This window comes from Paenibacillus naphthalenovorans, from assembly GCF_900099895.1.
GTDB lineage: Bacteria > Bacillota > Bacilli > Paenibacillales > NBRC-103111 > Paenibacillus_G > Paenibacillus_G naphthalenovorans.
In genome coordinates, this window is sequence record NZ_FNDY01000026.1 from 46,572 (window position 1) to 64,977 (window position 18,406).

Below are 18,406 nucleotides of genomic sequence, written 5' to 3' on the forward strand. Positions count from 1 at the left end.
ATTAAACCCACTTTCAAAGAAGTTATTAAATTCGCTGTTACAGAGCGACGGGAAACGATACGGTGAAAGTTGTACCTTCACCAACCTCGCTTGCAACCTCAATATTCGCATTGTGATACTCTGCAATCTGATAACAAATGGATAGCCCGAGACCCGTTCCTGTCTCTTTCTGCGTAAAAAAGGGTTGTCCGATCTTTTGCAACAATTCTTGCGGAATTCCAACCCCGTTATCCCTTATGCTTACTTTAACCCATTCATCGCATCGCATTTGTTCGATCCAGACAGTTCCCCCTTCAGGCATCGCTTCAATGGCATTCTTAATCAAATTAATAAATAACTGTTTGATTTTATTTCCATCGCACCGGATCTGCACGGATTCCTTGGTTGGATGAAAGTGAATTTCAACATTATGTAAAGTGGCCTGCGCCTGAAGCAGCACGACGATATCCTGAATCAGCTCGGAAAGATCATGCCGCGTCATGTTCATCTCTTGCGGTTTGGCTAAGGCCAGCAGTTCATTTAGAATAAGTTCGATACGAGTTAATTCATCCTTCATAATATCGTAGTACTTACTTCCATTTTCGTTGCCGGCGCTTAACAATTGCAGAAATCCTTTCAGCGCGGTAAGCGGGTTTCGAATTTCATGCGCAATTCCCGCGGCCATTTGACCCGCTATGGATAATTTGTCTGCCTGATGAGCAGATTGCTTGGCTGCATCAAATTCGGTAATATCGTGCATGACACAAATGCCGCCCACAATTTTATTGTGAACAATGATCGGCTTCCCATGACAGAGAACGAGGCGATGCTCGCCATTCGACTTTTTAACGACCATTTCCAGATCGCGGAAACTTTCGCCCCGATACGCCCGATAAAGCGGGACGCGTTCCTTGCTCAACAGCGTTTTTCCATCCGATTCATACAATCCGTATGTAGAACTCCAGTGTTCGGGAGAAAGAGGTATCTGTACGAATTCGTGCAATTGTCTTGCGGCTCTATTCATGCTTGTCAATATCCCATTTTCATCACAAATCACAACGCCGACATCCATCATTTCGACAATACCACTCATGACACGTTCTTGAGTAGCCAGGACGTCTTCCAGCGTCTTTCGGCTCGTGATATCTCGAAAAACCTTAACTATTTCACGAACATTGCCCGAATCGTACCGTAGCGTGTTGCTTACGACCTCCACCCAAACAAAGGAGCCGTCTCTTCGACGTAATCGCAAAATGTTGACATAACCGTCTTCATTCATCCACTCTTGCGAGTTGTCCAATTTTTCTATATCGGGAGGATAGAACAGTTCCCAGACAGGTCTTCCTATCAATTCCGTCGCATCATAACCCAGCAATGGTTTGCACGCCGGCGATATGTAGTAGATAATGCCATTGATATTCAGTGTAGCAATCATTTCCCCCGTGTGGTCCGCTAACAAACGATACTTTTTCTCGCTGTGCTTCAGGGCCTTTTCCATACTGGATTGCAGGGTAATATCCCTTGCGATGCAATGCAGCCCTACGAGTTCATTCTGAATGAAATTCGGGATATGCAATACGCTGAATTTTAATATTTGGCCGTCTTTCGCTTCAATTGAAGTTTCCATTTCAAACGGGGCATTGGTATACGTTTCCGTCACGTGCTCCAGACTTTCCCAAATGATGTCTCCAAGTGTTCTTTCCAATTCGTATAAGTCATAGCCCAATAATTTCGTGCAGGCGCGGTTCACATAGCTGATACTTCCATCCAACATGACGTCGTAAACAAGATCGGAATGATTGTCAGCAAGCATTCTGAATTTATCCGCGTATTCCTCGTTCAATTCAACAAGCCTTTTGCGATACGTGATCTCCTGAATCTGGATCAAGAATATCCTTTCCGGATATTCCTCCACTTCGATGATCGATAGGGTTGTCGTTCCCCATTTGTGTCTGCCGTCAAGACAAATATAACGATTTTCCATTTCGACATAATCGGAATTACCGCCTAACAAGTCATTGATGGATCCGTTATATAATGGAACGTCTTCCGTATAAATGATATCATGTATTCTCATTCGCAGCAGTTCTTGTTCTGTATAGCCCAGCATGTTGCATAGCGAGCGATTGACCATTTCCACTTCCCCGCCGAGCCGAACCATAGCTTTTCCGACAAGTGTATAATGAAATGCGTGGTGGGCGACAGGATGCGAAAGCAAATCTGAAATATCCATTGTGCAAGTAACCTCCGACTGTGCAATAAGCGTATAGTTGCATACGTAACGTTCTTCTGTTAAGAACCTATGTATGTACTCTATTATATAGGTCATTTGTAACAGTTGGAACAAGATTCCGAGACCAACTTAACTTGGAGTCCCCGAACGCTAGCCATGGAAACGGAACCGACTTGTGATCTGCGAAAGAGCCGCTTCACCACGCACTTCATCATCCGAATTCTTACGAAAATAAGACGGAGGCCGGCAAAGTTGCCAGCCTCTATGATCAAGTATACACAAGTAATCACACCTTCAATTGATTCGTTATTCAGTGTTCACGATCTCATATCCCGGAAGGACAGGAAAGTATGTCCATTTGCTCTCGGTTTCGACTCCGTTCGTCCTGGATCAATTGACATAACGTACTCGCCAATATACGTCCAGCCGTTCTTGGCGCGACCAATCCCGGTAAACTTGGTGCCAACAAGGCCTTGATTCCACGTTTTTCGGCAAAACGAAAATCAGTCCCACCAGGTTTGGAAGCCAAATCAATAATGATAGCGTGATGCGGAATACGGGTTAAAACACGAGAACTAAGAATATGCGCCGGAACTGTGTTAAAAATAATATCCACATTTACGCCTTCATCGTACAAATCTTTCGTATTAAACGGCTCAATCCCCATCTCCCAGGCACGTGCAAACTCCTCCGGTTTCTGCACACCCGCTTTGACGCGTGCCCCCAGGCGGTGAAGCATACCGGCTAACGTAAGACCGATTCTCCCCAAGCCCAGCACCATACAACGCGAACCATGTATGGTAATGTCCGTATGTTGAATGGCCATCATTAAGGCGCCTTCCGCAGTGGGAATGGAATTGAAGATGGCAACATCGTCCCTGCTGAATAATTCAATCAGATCGATCCCCAGTTCCGCGCAAAGGTTCTTCAAGTAGGACTTGGCTATGCCAGTATAGACTTTTGCGTGTTTCGGCAAGGAAGACATATATTCCTTGTTCAGCAATAGCGTTTCAGCTGAAAATGAAGATTCTACTCTGCCATGGTCGTCTGTACCGACAACCGGTAATATCAATATGTCCGCTTTGCGAAGAACCTCCTTCGTAAGCTTGGAATAATGGACTTCATGAAGTTGTTCGTGCAAATCTTCAAAACCGATTACCGCAACATTTGCATCCAGGTCAGTGAATGACCGAATGATTTCAAGATGCCGGGCATCGCCTCCAAGGAAGACAATATGCAGACCCGTTAACAAAAAATCCCCCTACTTTCCTTAAGAATGGACTCAACAATTACCTGCCCCCGCTTACCATCTTTAAAAGCGCATCTGCTCCTTTCATTCCAGGGCGAATTCCGCGTAATTCCGCCTCTGTAGTAACCATATCGAGTGGGGCATCCAGCAATTGCTCTATGGTTCGCACCCCGGTTGCGCGTCCTGCGACAATGCGGCGATCGTTTAATTTCTCATTTAACAAACGGATATCCAGCGCGCCGCACATGATATATCCGTGATCGGTTGTGATGGCAAGAAGTGTTGTTTTGGGCAGGGCGACCTCGATACTTATAACCTGATGACCTTCCACTTCAATCGGTTTCATCATGATCATCTATGATGCAGCTCCTTTTTTTCTACACTATATGCCGGGCGTGATATTTGCACCATAGACGGTAGCCCAAATCCGATATTACTTGTCTTCGTTGGAAGCCTTCTCCCCTTTCGCCAGTGGAAACTGGACTTCGATTCAATTCCATGTAACTTTTGAGATTTATAACAAAGGAGACAACAAACGCGCCGCTTGATCAAGCATGCGCTCGGAAGAAGTACGATGCATATGATCTTCCAAACGATATGGAGTAGCCTCGGCGAGATCCCGTTCGAATTGTTCCGTAAGCTCCCGGGCCACATCGGAATGATACATCACTGCACACACTTCGTAGTTTAAACGGTAACTACGGAGATCGTAGTTGGACGAACCCACTTCGGCAATCTCGCCATCGATAATCATGACTTTCGCGTGCAATACCCCTTTGTTGTACTGAAACACATCGATCCCTGCTTCCACGAGTTCGCCATAATACGTACGGCTTGCAGCTCCTGCAACTTTAGGAATCACTTGGCGCGGCACCAGTAATCGCACTCGAACGCCACGCGCCGCGGCTGTTTTGATGGCCATCATGATATCCGCATCGGGTATAAAATAAGGGTTGGTCACGTCGATGGTTCGGGTCGCCTGCGTCAGGCAGATGAAATGCATTTCCCGAATGACCGGAGTAGGCAGCCCGGGATTGCCTTCGAATATCTGTATATAGACGTTATGCGAATCCTTGGACGGGGAAGCTTTTCCCATGAGGGTGCCTTCCATCGTTCCCAGCTCCGATCCCCATTCCCATCCGTATCCGGATCGTTCTGTTTTGCCGGATAGAAATGGATGAATGGCTTTATCGTCTGAAAGTTGGGCCGATTCAGGGATAAATTTTGCCTTTCTCGTTGAATGGAGCATGTCCGGTGACGCCATTTTCCAGTGAGCCTCAAAAACGGCTTTCACATCATCCGCTGTTTCGCCGGTTAACCGCATATGAGTGTCGCGCCAAAAACCGACATCCGGCTTCATTCCGGTATACTCGTCCCCAACGTTGATTCCTCCCATGAAGGCTTCCTTACCGTCGACGATGACGATCTTGCAATGATCCCGGTATGTCAAGTTGGATAATACCCAGGGGAATCGCAAGGGAAAGATGGTCCTGCATTCAATGCCTGCTTCTATCATCCGGCGAATCACATGTTTGGGAAACGACCGGCTTCCCCAGCCATCCCTAATAAAACGAATGTTTACACCGAATAGAGCCCGTTCAATCAGCACATCTGTGATACGTTTACCGATATGGTCATTCCGGTATATGTAATATTCCAGATCGATTGACTTTTGTGCGGCCTGTATTGATTGAAGGAGTTTTCCGTAGGTTTCCATCCCGTTCGTGAGGATTTGGACGTAACCGGTACGAAGGCCACTGACAGACAAAGGTTGCAAAGCCCGAGCGATAACAAATGCGGAGTGACCATATTCTTGGGGTAATGATATCGGGCTATTGTGCGAAGAAACGAGCTTGTCCCTCCGCATTTTCACAGGATTCGTGACGAACAGGTAACAAACGAATCCGATAATCGGTAATACTAGTCCGACTGATATCCAAGTCAACGCTTTGGCGGGGCGGCGCACCTCCCGAACCGCAATGATGATCAATAGTGCCGTATTTACTAGCCATAATCCTGCTATCCATGCCAAGAAAATCAGCCTCCCAATCCTGTCGTCTACGAGGGAATAAAGATAAAGGGGCAGCCATGCCGAGAAAAGATCGGCATGGCCTTTTTTAGAACCCTTTATACTGCGGTTCTTCCTGTTCAATTTGTTGTATCCGTGGAGTGACCTGGTCAATGATGTTTTGTGTCTGTTGCGCTGCATTTGTGAACGTGGTTTTGGCCTGCTGGTTTTGTGTATTTAACGCAAACTGTTCAAAGCTGGCCTGCGCGCTTTTTAATGAAGCTACAGCTGTTTTCACTTGAGAAGCTACCGTCATGTTGATCACCTCCTGAAATGGCATCCTTATGTAATATGTCAACCCGTCAGAAAATCAGAAAATTAATGATGGTAAAATTTGGTGATTGGCTATTGTCAGGGGTTAGAGTCTTCCTGAAAAGACTTACCGCAATCTATGCCCTTCTTGGCAATGTTTGAAGCCAGCAAATACAGCCCAACATAGATAGGAAAAGAATAGGTATGTTTCCAGTGAACGGGGTGGTATAAATCGGCCATTTGTGAGACCGGCTCGGCCACAAAAGCGGAAAATCCCCCAAATAGGAGAGCTTTGAACAACGGATGTATGCCAGACTTGTACTGGAGTAAGAACATAACCGTGACGGGAAGAAGTGAAAAATTCCAAGGAAAATTGGCCGGCATGAACGGTATGACCTCCCAGTGATAATGCCAGAGTCCCATGGCAATCCCAAGCTGGTCCAGCCACGATGACACGATAATCATTGTAAACCCGGATAGGAGAAACTGTCCCGTAGCTCTCTTATCCCGAAATCCGATCCAAAATAGCCAGGGGCATATCGATAAACCTACTCCCAACCACCATTGTCGCGTAAACAGTACGTGAGTGCGCCAAATGTCAGTCATGTTGCGGTGTGCTTCAACAATCAATTGATAGGCTTGTTCGATTGCATGATGAATCTGATTTTCGTCCACCGATCCACCCCTTTCCGTTATCCGGATACCGATCATTTTTCATCCGATATGTGCCTGTTTTATATACGCGAGTTTCCATACAGTATATTCGACGTTACAAATACGCCGACCGGCGGCAACGAAGTTGAAGGCGGTTGCGGTGGGACATAGCCGCTATACCCCGCCAAGCTTATATCAGTTGTCGCTACCCAGGTTCCATATTCGCCCGCCTGTATAGAGGGAGGTAGCATCTGCAGACGTCCGGTGAGAACCAGATGCCGAAGTTGAATCTGGACATCGTCATAGATGGTTAAATGGCCGGAGTAGGCGGCGTAGGGGGAATGAAACATGATCTGCTGCGCGCTTTCATTCCAACTTCCTTCAATCGGAATCGGCGTTCCGCGAAATTGGATGGTGCCTTGAATTTGTTGGTCCGGCAAAACACGCATCACGAGTTTGCCCCACACAACCGGTCTTCCGGCGACAGATGCATGAACTCCCCATATGGAAAAGGGAGGTAAACTCTTTGTACTTGTTTGAGCCGCAACGGACATGATTCATCACTCCTCAAAGTTGGATCACGTCATTATATGCGTCATCGGCAAAAATGCCAGTCACTGGGCAAGAATTCTTTGCAGATAACCGAACATGATCAAGTAAAAGAAGTGGACCCCTTATATTGGTTGATTCTTAATGCAGACAGGTTTCGAACAGAATTGTTTCAACCCATCCCAGTTGCCCCAGATGCAATTTTTACATCGATTCGGTTGTCTTGGGGCAGAGATAGTCCAGTTTTTAATGCTTGTACTGAATGTTGGTAACATGCAGGCATCCGCCTTTCCAAATTTATGCAAACAGCATTTAAGTTGTCCAGAAACGAATCATCCTATGCAGTTATCCGCATCGTGAAGTCCGCTTGGATTTGATCCCATCTACCCTTGTCCCCTGTATACAAATATCAAAGGCCGGAGCAACCCATTTTGGGCAACAGCCGGCCATTTGGTCCTATTTCGCAGGCATTCTACCGATGGCTCGAATCGCAAACATTTTTCACACACCGATTCTCCCAGTTGTTGCAGAAGTCCTCATATACTTGCTCTACGCCACAGTCGGATAGCATGTGCCTGGCCAAAAAGTCATACCAGAACTGGTCGAAAGACAAGGGCATCCGGGTTCCATATTGGGAACGAAGGGTTACATAGCGGTCCCAGATTTTGATTCGGAATGCTGCCAATTCATCACATCGCTCCATGTCGGTTCGCCTTTAAGCGGCGCTGGTGTCGCTGGATACTTCTGACGTTTTCGCTTTTTCTTCGGAGAGCTTTTGAAATTGTTTCGCCCTTTCCAGATGAAAGGTACGTAATTGTTCGTGATACTGAGCCATTTTCATGTGCCAATCGTACATTTGCCTGACATAAGCGGCCTGGTCATGCGTATACATGGGCATTGCCTGTTTGATAAACTGCATTTGAAAACATTCCTCCTTGGGTTAGGTAAAGTTGAACTTACAGCATTAGTCTATGGCAGGCGCATAGAAGCGACAACGGCATCCGCCCGGTTTCCGGTCATTTTATCGGGTTGGTTGTCTATATGCAGGCGGAAACACAGCCTTTTGGGGACCTGACTCCTATGATGCATAAAGGATATGAAAATCGGAATAATATCAGTTGCATATTCTGAAAATGGCGAATGAAAAGGAGAAAGTATGGAAAAAAGCGAACTTAAATCACAATTTAAACAGCGAATCAAAACGACAAGTAACAAATCTCCAATAATCTTGGATGGAAAGGCAAGTGAAAATGTTCCAACCGAGCCGAGTTTAATGGAGCGAACCAAAGAAGTGATGGAGAATATAGGAACCGAAATAAATAGCGTCTGACAGTATATGGCTTTTATAGCTTGGTCAACGTAACCTTTGAGATTATCGATGGGGACATTCCGTACAGATTGGAACAAGTGAATGTTTCTCATAATCAAAACCGGCCGGTTAGGGATCGCCCTGACCGACCGTTACAGTGTATTTTAGCCAACGAAATTCGGATTGAGCCCCGTATTATCCTTTGGGCTTTACGAACAATGCAGCGAGAAACGAAAAAATAATCGCAGCAGATATTCCGGCACTGGTCACTTCGAAAATTCCGGTGATGATCCCAATCCAGCCATTGCTCTTTAGTTCTTGAAGCGCACCATGGACAAGCGCGTTACCAAAGCTTGTAATCGGGACCGATGCTCCTGCCCCGGCAAATTCAATCAGCGGATCATACCATCCAATTCCGTCGACAATCGCGCCCAATACAACAAGCAGGGTCATGGTGTGGGCCGGTGTAAGTTTCAAGACATCAAAACAAAATTGTCCGAAAACACAGATTGCACCTCCCACCAAAAAAGCCCAAAGAAAAATCATAATATCTCCCTCCCTGCCTCTATGGATACGGCATGAGCGATACAAGGAATGCTTTCGCCTTGTTGGAAAGAAATTGGGGATAGCAGCGCCCCCGTAGCGACAACGAGGATTCGTTTCAGTTCACCTCTTCGCATCCGATTCAGCAAATGTCCATAGGTAACAACTGCCGAACAACCGCAGCCGCTTGCTCCGGCCTGAACCATTTGGGTTTCATAATCGTAAATCATCATCCCGCAATCGGAATATTCGGTTTGTTCGATGGGAAAGTTATGTTTCTTAAACAATTTACAGGCGATTTCATATCCGACTTTCGCAAGATCGCCGGTAACGATCAAATCGTAATAACCCGGTTCAATTCCCAAATCTCGAACATGCGCCTCAATGGTGTCTACCGCTGCAGGAGCCATCGCTGCGCCCATATTAAACGGGTCTTTAATGCCCATATCGATAACCCGGCCAATGGTGGCAGATGTAACAACCGGTCCGTCACCTTCCATGGATACGATGGCAGCACCGGCCCCGGTTACCGTATATTGAGCGGTTGGCGGTTTTTGCGAACCGTACTCGGTCGGATATCGGAACTGTTTCTCCGCACTGGAATCATGGCTGCATGTCCCCGCCAACACAAATTTCGCCGAACCGGAATTTACAAGGTTAGCTGCTAATGCCAGACTTTCCATCGAGGTTGAACAAGCGCCAAACACACCGAGGTAAGGGATCGATAATGTTCGCGCGGCAAAACTGCTGCTAATGATTTGATTCATCAAATCCCCGCCTATGTAAAACTGTACTTGTTCCTTTGTCAACCCCGCATTTTCAATAGCCAGTTTTGCCGCTTCTTCAATCAATACCTTTTCTGCTTTCTCCCAGCTCTTTTGTCCCATCATGGATTCTCCATGGACAATGTCAAAATCTTTGGCCAGCGGGCCTCTTCCTTCAAATGGACCCACTACCGTTGCTGTTGATCGGATGAACGGCTTGTTCTCAAATAGCCAACTCTGGTGTCCCTTTAACATATTAAGAGCCTCCCCCGCCTTTGATCAGCAAATGTACAATTCCTACCGCAAAGGCGGCGACTGTACCAAATACAATAACCGGTCCAGCCAGTTTGAACATTTTACCGCCAACACCGAGCACCATACCTTCACTCTGATGTTCAATCGCAGCGGATGCCATCGAATTCGCAAATCCCGTCACAGGCACTGCGGAACCCGCACCAGCCCATTGGGCAAACTTATCGTACACCCCCATGCTGGTCAGAATGACAGAAAGGAGTATCATAACCGCCACGGTAGGGTCTCCAGCTTTTTTCTCATCAAAGCCGCCCCAATGCACAAACATTTCCTGGATGGCTTGTCCAACCAAACAAATGGCCCCGCCAGCTATAAACGCACGAATGAAGTTTTTGAGTATGGGCCTCGGAGGTTCGACGCTTTGCGCCAATTCTTTATATTCCTGTTGTACCCGCGTTAAATTTTTCTTTATATTATTTGCCATGAACATCCTCCTCGAATTTCAGCTGACGTATAATTGGCGAATTGTTAACGAATCAGCAATGGTTTAACTTCATCAATAATCTTTTCTAATGCTTTTGAACATTGCTCGTACATCTGCTTTGTATTTTGTTCTTTGGTAGATAAGCCAAACATTTCGAGATCCGCTTCACACTTTTTCAATGTTGCAAGCAACGCGGCTTTTTTCTGGGGTTTCGGTACTTTGATCTGATCATCAAATAAATCAACGTATAGCTGGCCATAGGAATCCACCTGTCCAAGAAATACGTTATCAATCGAAACACCTAATTTCTCCAGTTCCGTATCCAGCCATTTCCTGTTTAGACCTATCGTGGCAAGCGGTTCGTCCATTATTTTTCCATCCATAATGACCGATTGAGGTTCTTGTTCTGGCCCGACATTTATTCCCAGGTGTTTAGGCGTTAACGGTTGATTTTCCTTGGTTAAAAGAACGCTAACGTCACCGTTTGACTCCATGATGGCGAATTCAACATCGGCAGCTTTGAACACATTCTTTATTCGAAGCTGTTCCATAAGTTCATCCGTGGTAATCCTTTCTTTTTTTAGGTTATCCTCCATGATCTTGCCGTCCTTAATGAGCACTGTTGCTTTGCCGTCGAATAGGTCTCTTGCCGTTTTGCTCTTCAGCTGTAAAAGTTCAATCCCTAAAGAAACAACGGTCCAAACCGTCATCGAAACCAAGCCCAGATACCAATTGGACTCCAGATCCAACGAAACGTAAGCTGCAAGGCTGCCGATCGTGATTCCGGTGATATACTCAAACAATGAAAGCTGTGATACCTGTCGTTTACCCAATATCTTCGTTAGGACAAATAGAACCCCCATAGCCAATAACGTTCGCAAAGCGATTTCTATCCAATCCGGCATAATATCACCATTCCTTTCCAATCACATTAATCGACAAAGGTAAATATGCCCCTATTCCATTATTTTCATGCATTTCCATCTGAAAATTTTTCTAACGTATGCTTTTGTTGCGAGACGGAAATATTAATTTCGGTATTGGGAGAATGTAAGCATCTATTCCTATTACCCGTGAAACATTATCCTATCCTAAGGTAAAGGAGGTGACGTTCCGTGACAGTTGCTTCTCAAGTGAAAACGTGCGTAGCATCTTTAAAAAGTGCTCAGGCGAGTCTGGAACAATTTGCTTTGGAAACACAAAATCAAGAAGCAAAATCGCTCTTTACGAATGCGGCCCAACAAACCCAACAAATCGTGCAGCAAGTAGAAAGCCGCGTACAACAGTTGGAAAATGAAGAGCCTCAATATAAGGGGTTTTAAGAAAAACAGACAAACTATGAATATTGAGGACATGGCTTGTCTGTTTTCATCGGTGAACAGATTAGAAAAGAGATCAAACCCTACAAGTTGAGTAGGGTTTGATCTCTTTTCGCCACTATTCTTTTGTTTAGACAGCTAACCTTGGATAAACCTAAACACTGCCGCCCCCATCGCGACTGCTAAAGTTGACAGTATCCAAGTTCCCCCTCGGCCCAACGCACGCCCATGGCTACGGCCGCCAAATGATGAAGGTTGGAATTGAATGCCGATCTTTTTTCCCCATTCGCTTCCCTTGGGCGCTGTCCTATTGGAGTTGCCGAAATCATAGATTGTTGTATTCGATGGTCAGGAAGCTTTTACTGGAGGCATCAATATCGGGGATGAATATACCGGATTAAAGTCGAATGTCGGCTTTTGACGCGACACCCATATTCGAATAGTGGGTTAACCTGCAAACGAACTGCAAGCAGTCTTCGACGCCCATTGGAATATCGCGCCTTACTTTGTGCCAGATGCAGACATTATTATGGCGATTAAAGCAGCTTTGGTTCGCGGTGTCCGAGTGCGCTTAGTTCCCCGCCACGTGGTATCGATCATCGTTGGAGCTGCAAGTCGGACCTACTATGGAGAACTTTTGGAAGCCGGGGTTCATATCTACCTCTACAATAAAGGCGTGTTGCATGCGAAGTTAATGATCATTGACGGAGAAATTGCCGAGATAGGCTCCTCAAATTTTGATTTAAGAAGCTACCGTCTGAATTATGAAGTGTGCGAAGTTGTGTACAGTTCTGAAGTAGCACGAAAACTGGCGGAACAATTCGAGCATGATCTTGCGGACTCCATTCCCTTACGGATGGAAGTCCCGCCTCAACGCACGCATTTGCAGCGGATTCTCGATCAAACGGCGTGCTTGCTTTCACCAATCATTTGATGAAAGAGGAAATGAAAAGTTGTTTCTTCAATTCTCAATTGAGTTCTTGCTAGGTTTTGTAGGATTGTCCATCATTACAAAGATGTTAGGGAAAAACCAATTTAGTCAAGTAACACCGTTTGACTTCATTTCAGCTATTTTTTAGGTGAAGTCGTTGGAAATACTCTATATGACATGCAACTGTCTACCCTATGCTGTATTCTTTATTCTTATGGAGGTCATTTATGTTAGCTATTAAGACGGCAGGCCAAAAGTCTTGGAAATAAGAAGTTGGATCGATGGAACCCTGTGCCTTAATTCCGATAGTAGCATAATTACCCAATAGTTGGATTTCGTGCCGAATCAACTTATAAAAATATGGAGACTTAGTCCCTGGGCATCCGTTGAGCTGCTAAAAAAATAAGAAGTATCAAACCCATATACCCAAATAGCGGATAAAGATAAGTAAGTAAGGAGGTGAAACCGGCTTGACTAATCAAAAAACTAGCAAGTAATATGCCAAGAACTAACCAACTTTTAGGAAGATTATATAGACTTTGGATTTGACGAGAAATTCCGAAAACATTGCCTATCAATGTGGTGAATATTTCTCCATAGATTACGAGCAAAAACAATACATGAAAAAACCGCCCGAAATCTCGAATAATCTCGGCCATCGGAATATCGTATTGAAGAATCTCGGGCATCTTTGAGCTCATTGCAAAATGGCTGACAAGAAGCATAAAACCAAGACCAATGCCTCCCCAAAACCCTCCCCATTTTAATGCGCTTTCGTCATCCACCTCACTCCCCAGAGGAACCATAACGGCTAGAATAAAAGCAAAATTCAATCCTGCATACACAAACGGACTCACGAACCACTTCAAATTGTACAGTTGTTGGTTCTGCCAACCGACTATATCAAAAATATTGTCTATTCTGACAACCTTTACGACAAGGAGAATAGTGAAAAAAAGCATCATGGGAACAACTAACGAGTTTACGAACATAATTCCGCTGATTTCCTTCGTCATCACCAGATAACACAAAACGATGCTGATGATAATACCCAGTTGATAGGGTAGACGGAGTTGTTCTTCGAAAATGGTACCGGTTCCTGAAAGCATCACGGCCGTTACCCCAAATAGAATAATAAAAGTCAAGGCATTTGCGACTTTGCCGAAAATCTTGCCAAACAGATAAACATTAAACTCCTGATATGAAAATGCTTTGATCTGGTGAGCTAGAATCATCATTTTAGTGCCGATCCATACAAAAAGAAAGGTGCTGCATAAAATGCCTAATACCCCATAGGCTCCGTATACCGTGAAAAACTGCATAATCGACTGTCCTGAGGCAAATCCGGCTCCCACCACGGTTCCCGTATATGTCGCGGCGATTTGTATTATCATATTTGTTTTTTTCTTCATATTTCACCCATGTCCTGGTAGAGAATAGAATCATTAAATTCTATGCTTAAAAAAATTGCTTATTCCAAAAGGAACTCGTTGTCAGCCGTTATGACGAGAAACGATAGTGGTCCGGTAGATCATCAATTAACAAACTTGAGTCTTTAACAATGACATGGTAAATATGCAGCTCATGAATCTGGGCATGATTTTTGGAATCGGTAAACTTATGGTTTTGGCCTTTATTTATCTACCGAGGATGAATCTGTGCAATCAACGCCCCGCTTGGCGATGCTCGAAGCCAGCAGATATAGCCCGACATAGATCGGAAATGAATAGATATTGCTTCCAGTGAATGGAATGATATAAATCAGCCATTTGTGAGATCGGCTCGGCCACAAAAGCGGAAAAACCCCCAAATAGGAGAGCTTTGAACAACGGATGTATGCCAGACTTGTACTGGTGTAAGAACATAACCGTGACGGGAAGAAGTGAAAAATTCCTTGGAAAATTAGCGGGCATGAATGGTATGACTTCCCAGTGATAATGCCAAAGTCCCATGGCAATCCCAAGCTGGTCCAGCCACGACGACACGATAATCATCATAAACCCGGATAGGAGAAACTGTCCCGTAGCTCTCTTATCCCGAAATCCGATCCAAAATAGCCAGGGGCATATCGATAAACCTACTCCCAACCACCATTGTCGCGTAAATAGTACGTGAGTGCGCCAAATGTCAGTCATGTTGCGGTGTGCTTAGACAATCAATTGATAGGGTTGTTCGATTACATGATGAATCTGATTTTCGTCCACCGATTCCACCCCTTTCCGTTATCTGGATCCCCATCATGTGCTCTTCTGTTGACAAGACGATGCACCAGCGATTCCATTTCCATACCCTGCACAGAACCCGGCAACGATCATTTTTTATCCGTCAAAGTCATATTTGGGGACATTGACGGATATGTGCCTGCTTTTACATACGCGAATTTCCATACAGTATATTCGACGTGACAAATACGCCAACCGGCGGCATCGAAGTGGAAGACGGTTGGGGTGGGACATAGCCGCTATAGTGCGGCAAGATGATATCAGTTGTCGCTACCCAGGTTCCATATTCGCCCGCCTGTAAAGAGGGGGGCAGCATCCGCAGGCGTCCGGTGAGAACCAGATGCCGAAGTTGAATCTGGACATCGTCATAGATGGATAAGTGGCCGGAGTAGGCGGCGTAGGGAGAATGAAACACGATCTGCTGCGCGCTTTCATTCCAGCTTCCTTCAATCGGAATCGGTGTTCGTCGAAATTGGATGGTGCCTTGAATTCGTTGGTCCGGCAAAACACGCATCACGAGTTTGCCCCACACAACCGGTCTTCCGGCGACAGATGCATGAATCCCCCATATGGAAAAGGGAGGTACACTCTTTGTACTTGTTTGAGCCGCAACGGACATGATTCATCACTCCTCAAAAGTTGGATCACGTCATTATATGCGTCCTCGGCAAAAATGCCAGTCACGGGGCATGGATTCTTTACAGATAACCGAACAGGATCAAGTAAAAGAAGATGGACAGTATCGTCATCGGGATGCTCCAAACCGGCTTTGTATGATGAAAGCGAAGCATCAGAAACATGTGTACATCAAAGAAAAGCGACCACCAGCAATTCCAGCCGTGGGAGTAGGTAATATAACCGAGGCGATATCCAACCCATTCTACACCGATATAGATCAGCACCCATTTTGCAATGTGAACCGCAGCCTTCCATTCGACTTCTGGAAAACGAGTCAGGTAGAGAAAAGCAGTCAAAGGATAAATGCAAAAGGTGTGCAGCATCACAACGCCGGTATAATTGATCAGTTGATCCGGTTCCAGACGCCACACATAAAATTTTTCGTGCGAAAAAAATTCGTAAAGATTTGGAAGCTACCTTACGATTCCAGAGGCGTCGAACGTCAATTCCTTTCACACATCCTGCAAGGGGGAATTCCTGTGGATTGCTGCGCACCTTCCGATCATGCCGGAATCGTATGTTGACCGGATCAAAACTCAGGTACAGGCTGGCCGCTGCGCATGCGAAATCCACAATCCGCAGGGGACTTGCTGTTTGGGGAATGTGAGCGCTTTTGTACGCGGCTTCAAACGTTCCATGTCATGAAGACGCGATCATTGGCGAGTGACACAGGGCGCGCGAGCTGCGTCTTCATCGCCGGTCCGCATGCGAATCGAGCATCCCGGTATGCTCCAACTTCAACGAAACATGGATCGTCACGTCCATATCCGGCCATCGTTGGTTCCACTGCTCACGGGTAAATGGCCGGCCCTTCCATCCTACCGTGTGCATGCCCAGGCCGAACGGGTCGACACATAACGACTGCGTTCGACCGATGACTTTCTCCAGCTTTTCCTGGGTTCTCCGTTCAAGCGTACGCTCGAACTCCTGCAGTTCCCGTGGGCTGTCCGTCTTCTGTCCAGCGGGGACTTCTTCCACCCGTCCTTTAAGCATCACGTCAATATGAACGTTCCGGAACGAATCGGTGAAACGAATTTGCCGCTCGGTTTTGATACTGCCGAGCACGACATCCGCCGCTGGCAGCGGCACCGTCTTTTGAACGCCTCTCTTTTCATGCAACATTTGGAAAAAGACGTCATCGGGCAGCGAAACCGTCCCGACCATCTTATCCCCGCGGAACAGCGCCGTCCCGGAATAACGAAGTTCATTGTTCGCGACGGCGTAATAGGGAAGAACCGGATCGGCATAAGGGTTGTACACCCTGGCCAGGAATTCATGCACGTTGCTTGTCGTCAATTGCCCTTGCTTTTCGTAGTGCGCAAACATTTTGTACAGATACAAGTCGATTTCCTCCTGCCCGCTCTGCATCTGCCTGTTCAAATATCCGATCATATCGCCACGCACAACAGAGAGAAACACGCGGCTGGAAATTTCGGGATCACGCAGTAACGTATCGAGCAGAGACGTCAGCCCCCGGTTAGCCATGGCTTCGGAGAAGAAAATCATTCGGATCTGCCCCCCTTTCGTTTCCCGGTAATACTTCAAGTTTCGTAAGTATCTCCCTTCGATTAACGTATTGGAGGACGTGGTCATCACGCTCTTTTTCTCTTTCTTCAGCGGGGGAATGATGGTAGACAGCTTTACGGATCCGTCGTTCCCTTCATCCAGATAAAGCAATACAACCGGCGATATTTCCTCAATGGTATTGGTTTTATCGACAAACGAGCAACCGCCGAGAACAAGCAACGCCAGTAATAGAAGAAGCGGTTTATGACGAGCCGCCGGCATGTCGGACCCTCCATTTCCTGCGAATCGTGATCCATCCCAAGAGGAAGAAGCCAAAAGGCAAAACGGTATAGGTGCTGGCATCCAGCCATGAAAGCCAGGTGATCCACTCCTTGGCTTTCCATTCATCCGGCCATATCCAGCGACCGGCCATCCATGTCAGCAGAAGCATCATCAAAAACGCCAACCAAAACGGCGCTCTTCCTTCTGAAAGACGACTGCGCGCAAGACATTGGATTGCTCCCGCCGCATACAATAGAAGGATGGCGACGACGTAAACGACGGAAATGGCGTAGGCTGGAATCAGAATCATTTCCAGCCGTTCGGCGAAAGGAAGCTGAATATACCGGATCAGATCGACGATCGGCAAGTCTTGCCGCTGCAAATAATCAGATCCGTAAAACGTCAGGCAAATGACAAAAAAGAATATGTATTCGAATGCGGTAAATGCATTGGCGGAAATCAGAGCCGTTTTCAATTTCTTCGCGTCTACCGCCTCTTTCGGCAATGCCAGCATATATTCGGGACCGGAGAACGCCGCCCATATCGTAAGAAAGGTTTGCCAATCTCCCTTGGGCATGTGCTCCGGAAGAAGAGGGAGCAGATGGCGGTATTCGGCAGCCGGCGGAAACGCAAACGGCACGTACAGGAAGGTAACCCATATCGTGCCGACAAACGCAACGATCGCAAAACGAACGGTCTTCTCCATGCCCAATCGAGCCAGGTATACGCAAGCACACAATAGCAGGATGCCAAACAACGTAGCATGTAAGGCAGGAAACAAAATATGATGCACAATATCGACATAACCCATCATCAGCACGATGCCTTTCATCAAAACAGCGAACAGCCCCGCAAGCAAAAACAGGAAAGACACCGCCGATCCCAACGTGCGGACGATGCCGAGATAACCGCCGGGCGTTTCTTTCCATGCAAAACAGCGGGCAATCATCAAAATGTTGAGGTGCGAGCATCCCGCCGCCAGCAGGATGAGGCCGATCATAACCGGCTCCGCAAGCACACTGGGCAAATATAAAAGATATGATCTATGCAGTTCGTGTCATTAACTGGTAAACGGTGGTTTTTGCTGCACAAATGTCACTAATTTCTCGAAATTAGGACGAAAAACCACTTG

The 18,406-nt window shown here is 46.3% G+C and carries 21 protein-coding genes and 2 pseudogenes; 5 read left to right on the plus strand and 18 right to left on the minus strand.

Annotated elements, in window-relative coordinates:
• Positions 1-37 precede the first annotated feature (37 nt).
• From BLT35_RS19700 to BLT35_RS19735, 8 genes are all read right to left on the minus strand, one after another.
• Positions 38-2,212: a PAS domain-containing protein gene (locus BLT35_RS19700; RefSeq protein ID WP_074729535.1), complete on the minus strand. Its 2,175-nt coding sequence runs from the start codon at positions 2,210-2,212 to the stop codon at positions 38-40.
• 325 nt (positions 2,213-2,537) lie between these two features.
• Positions 2,538-3,464, minus strand: a complete 927-nt coding sequence (gene dpsA, locus BLT35_RS19705) for a dipicolinate synthase subunit DpsA (RefSeq protein WP_054943629.1) — start codon at positions 3,462-3,464, stop codon at positions 2,538-2,540.
• Between the two features lie 37 nt (positions 3,465-3,501).
• A complete protein-coding gene (locus BLT35_RS19710) occupies positions 3,502-3,816 on the minus strand; it encodes a YunC family protein (protein WP_023559069.1) in 315 nt (104 codons plus the stop codon).
• A 159-nt stretch (positions 3,817-3,975) separates the two neighbouring features.
• Positions 3,976-5,493: a phospholipase D-like domain-containing protein gene (locus BLT35_RS19715; protein ID WP_074729536.1), complete on the minus strand. Its 1,518-nt coding sequence runs from the start codon at positions 5,491-5,493 to the stop codon at positions 3,976-3,978.
• A gap of 85 nt (positions 5,494-5,578) precedes the next feature.
• Positions 5,579-5,785, minus strand: a complete 207-nt coding sequence (locus BLT35_RS19720) for a DUF1657 domain-containing protein (protein WP_023556419.1) — start codon at positions 5,783-5,785, stop codon at positions 5,579-5,581.
• Positions 5,786-5,880: 95 nt separating this feature from the next.
• Positions 5,881-6,456, minus strand: a complete 576-nt coding sequence (locus BLT35_RS19725; protein WP_074729548.1) for a CBO0543 family protein — start codon at positions 6,454-6,456, stop codon at positions 5,881-5,883.
• A 59-nt stretch (positions 6,457-6,515) separates the two neighbouring features.
• Positions 6,516-6,989, minus strand: a complete 474-nt coding sequence (locus BLT35_RS19730) for a hypothetical protein (protein ID WP_074729537.1) — start codon at positions 6,987-6,989, stop codon at positions 6,516-6,518.
• A 710-nt stretch (positions 6,990-7,699) separates the two neighbouring features.
• Entirely contained in the window at positions 7,700-7,903 is a 204-nt protein-coding gene (locus BLT35_RS19735; protein ID WP_074729538.1) for a hypothetical protein, read from the minus strand.
• A 237-nt stretch (positions 7,904-8,140) separates the two neighbouring features.
• On the opposite strand from BLT35_RS19735, the gene BLT35_RS27135 reads away from it, so the two are divergent.
• Entirely contained in the window at positions 8,141-8,314 is a 174-nt protein-coding gene (locus tag BLT35_RS27135; RefSeq protein WP_153784608.1) for a hypothetical protein, read from the plus strand.
• Between the two features lie 174 nt (positions 8,315-8,488).
• Here BLT35_RS27135 and spoVAE read toward each other — a convergent pair whose 3' ends face one another.
• Genes spoVAE through BLT35_RS19755 form a run of 4 tightly spaced genes read right to left on the minus strand, consistent with a single transcriptional unit; the run spans position 8,489 to position 11,241 of the window.
• Positions 8,489-8,839 carry a stage V sporulation protein AE gene (gene spoVAE / locus BLT35_RS19740; protein WP_005832063.1) on the minus strand — a complete coding sequence of 117 codons (351 nt, stop codon included), beginning with the start codon at positions 8,837-8,839 and terminating at the stop codon, positions 8,489-8,491.
• On the minus strand, positions 8,836-9,855 hold the full coding sequence (gene spoVAD, locus BLT35_RS19745) for a stage V sporulation protein AD (protein WP_074729539.1): 1,020 nt from the start codon (positions 9,853-9,855) through the stop codon (positions 8,836-8,838). Before spoVAD ends, spoVAE begins: the two co-directional genes overlap by 4 nt.
• A gap of 1 nt (position 9,856) precedes the next feature.
• Positions 9,857-10,336 (minus strand): stage V sporulation protein AC, encoded by a 480-nt coding sequence (spoVAC, locus tag BLT35_RS19750; RefSeq protein WP_005832062.1) that lies wholly within the window; start codon positions 10,334-10,336, stop codon positions 9,857-9,859.
• Between the two features lie 44 nt (positions 10,337-10,380).
• Entirely contained in the window at positions 10,381-11,241 is an 861-nt protein-coding gene (locus BLT35_RS19755) for a DUF421 domain-containing protein (RefSeq protein WP_074729540.1), read from the minus strand.
• 210 nt (positions 11,242-11,451) lie between these two features.
• On the opposite strand from BLT35_RS19755, the gene BLT35_RS19760 reads away from it, so the two are divergent.
• The 3 genes and pseudogenes from BLT35_RS19760 (at position 11,452) to BLT35_RS28095 (ending at position 12,734) form a co-directional block, all read left to right on the plus strand.
• A complete protein-coding gene (locus BLT35_RS19760; RefSeq protein WP_007781230.1) occupies positions 11,452-11,658 on the plus strand; it encodes a DUF1657 domain-containing protein in 207 nt (68 codons plus the stop codon).
• 236 nt (positions 11,659-11,894) lie between these two features.
• Positions 11,895-12,589 (plus strand): annotated as a pseudogene (locus BLT35_RS28090) (phospholipase D-like domain-containing protein); the annotation flags it as partial.
• On the plus strand, positions 12,483-12,734 hold the full coding sequence (locus BLT35_RS28095; protein WP_326069412.1) for a DUF421 domain-containing protein: 252 nt from the start codon (positions 12,483-12,485) through the stop codon (positions 12,732-12,734). The pseudogene BLT35_RS28090 and the gene BLT35_RS28095, both read left to right, overlap by 107 nt.
• Positions 12,735-12,954: 220 nt before the next feature.
• On the opposite strand, the gene BLT35_RS19770 is transcribed toward BLT35_RS28095, so the two are convergent.
• The 4 genes from BLT35_RS19770 to BLT35_RS19785 all read right to left on the minus strand — a co-directional run bounded on the left by BLT35_RS19770 (position 12,955) and on the right by BLT35_RS19785 (position 15,857).
• The gene (locus BLT35_RS19770) at positions 12,955-13,998 is read right to left on the minus strand and encodes a YkvI family membrane protein (protein ID WP_074729542.1); all 1,044 of its coding nucleotides are present in this window, start codon (positions 13,996-13,998) and stop codon (positions 12,955-12,957) included.
• A gap of 252 nt (positions 13,999-14,250) precedes the next feature.
• Entirely contained in the window at positions 14,251-14,583 is a 333-nt protein-coding gene (locus BLT35_RS27650; RefSeq protein WP_254777626.1) for a CBO0543 family protein, read from the minus strand.
• A 370-nt stretch (positions 14,584-14,953) separates the two neighbouring features.
• Entirely contained in the window at positions 14,954-15,427 is a 474-nt protein-coding gene (locus tag BLT35_RS19780) for a hypothetical protein (RefSeq protein ID WP_074729543.1), read from the minus strand.
• A 79-nt stretch (positions 15,428-15,506) separates the two neighbouring features.
• Positions 15,507-15,857: a hypothetical protein gene (locus BLT35_RS19785; protein WP_054943620.1), complete on the minus strand. Its 351-nt coding sequence runs from the start codon at positions 15,855-15,857 to the stop codon at positions 15,507-15,509.
• Positions 15,858-16,014: 157 nt separating this feature from the next.
• On the opposite strand from BLT35_RS19785, the pseudogene BLT35_RS28115 reads away from it, so the two are divergent.
• A pseudogene (locus tag BLT35_RS28115) lies at positions 16,015-16,131 on the plus strand (bacterioferritin-associated ferredoxin); the annotation flags it as partial.
• Positions 16,132-16,176: 45 nt separating this feature from the next.
• Here the strand turns inward: BLT35_RS28115 and BLT35_RS19790 are convergent.
• Both BLT35_RS19790 and BLT35_RS19795 read right to left on the minus strand, forming a co-directional pair.
• A complete protein-coding gene (locus tag BLT35_RS19790) occupies positions 16,177-17,274 on the minus strand; it encodes a Ger(x)C family spore germination protein (RefSeq protein WP_074729544.1) in 1,098 nt (365 codons plus the stop codon).
• On the minus strand, positions 17,255-18,274 hold the full coding sequence (locus BLT35_RS19795; RefSeq protein WP_074729545.1) for a GerAB/ArcD/ProY family transporter: 1,020 nt from the start codon (positions 18,272-18,274) through the stop codon (positions 17,255-17,257). Before BLT35_RS19795 ends, BLT35_RS19790 begins: the two co-directional genes overlap by 20 nt.
• Positions 18,275-18,406 lie beyond the last annotated feature (132 nt).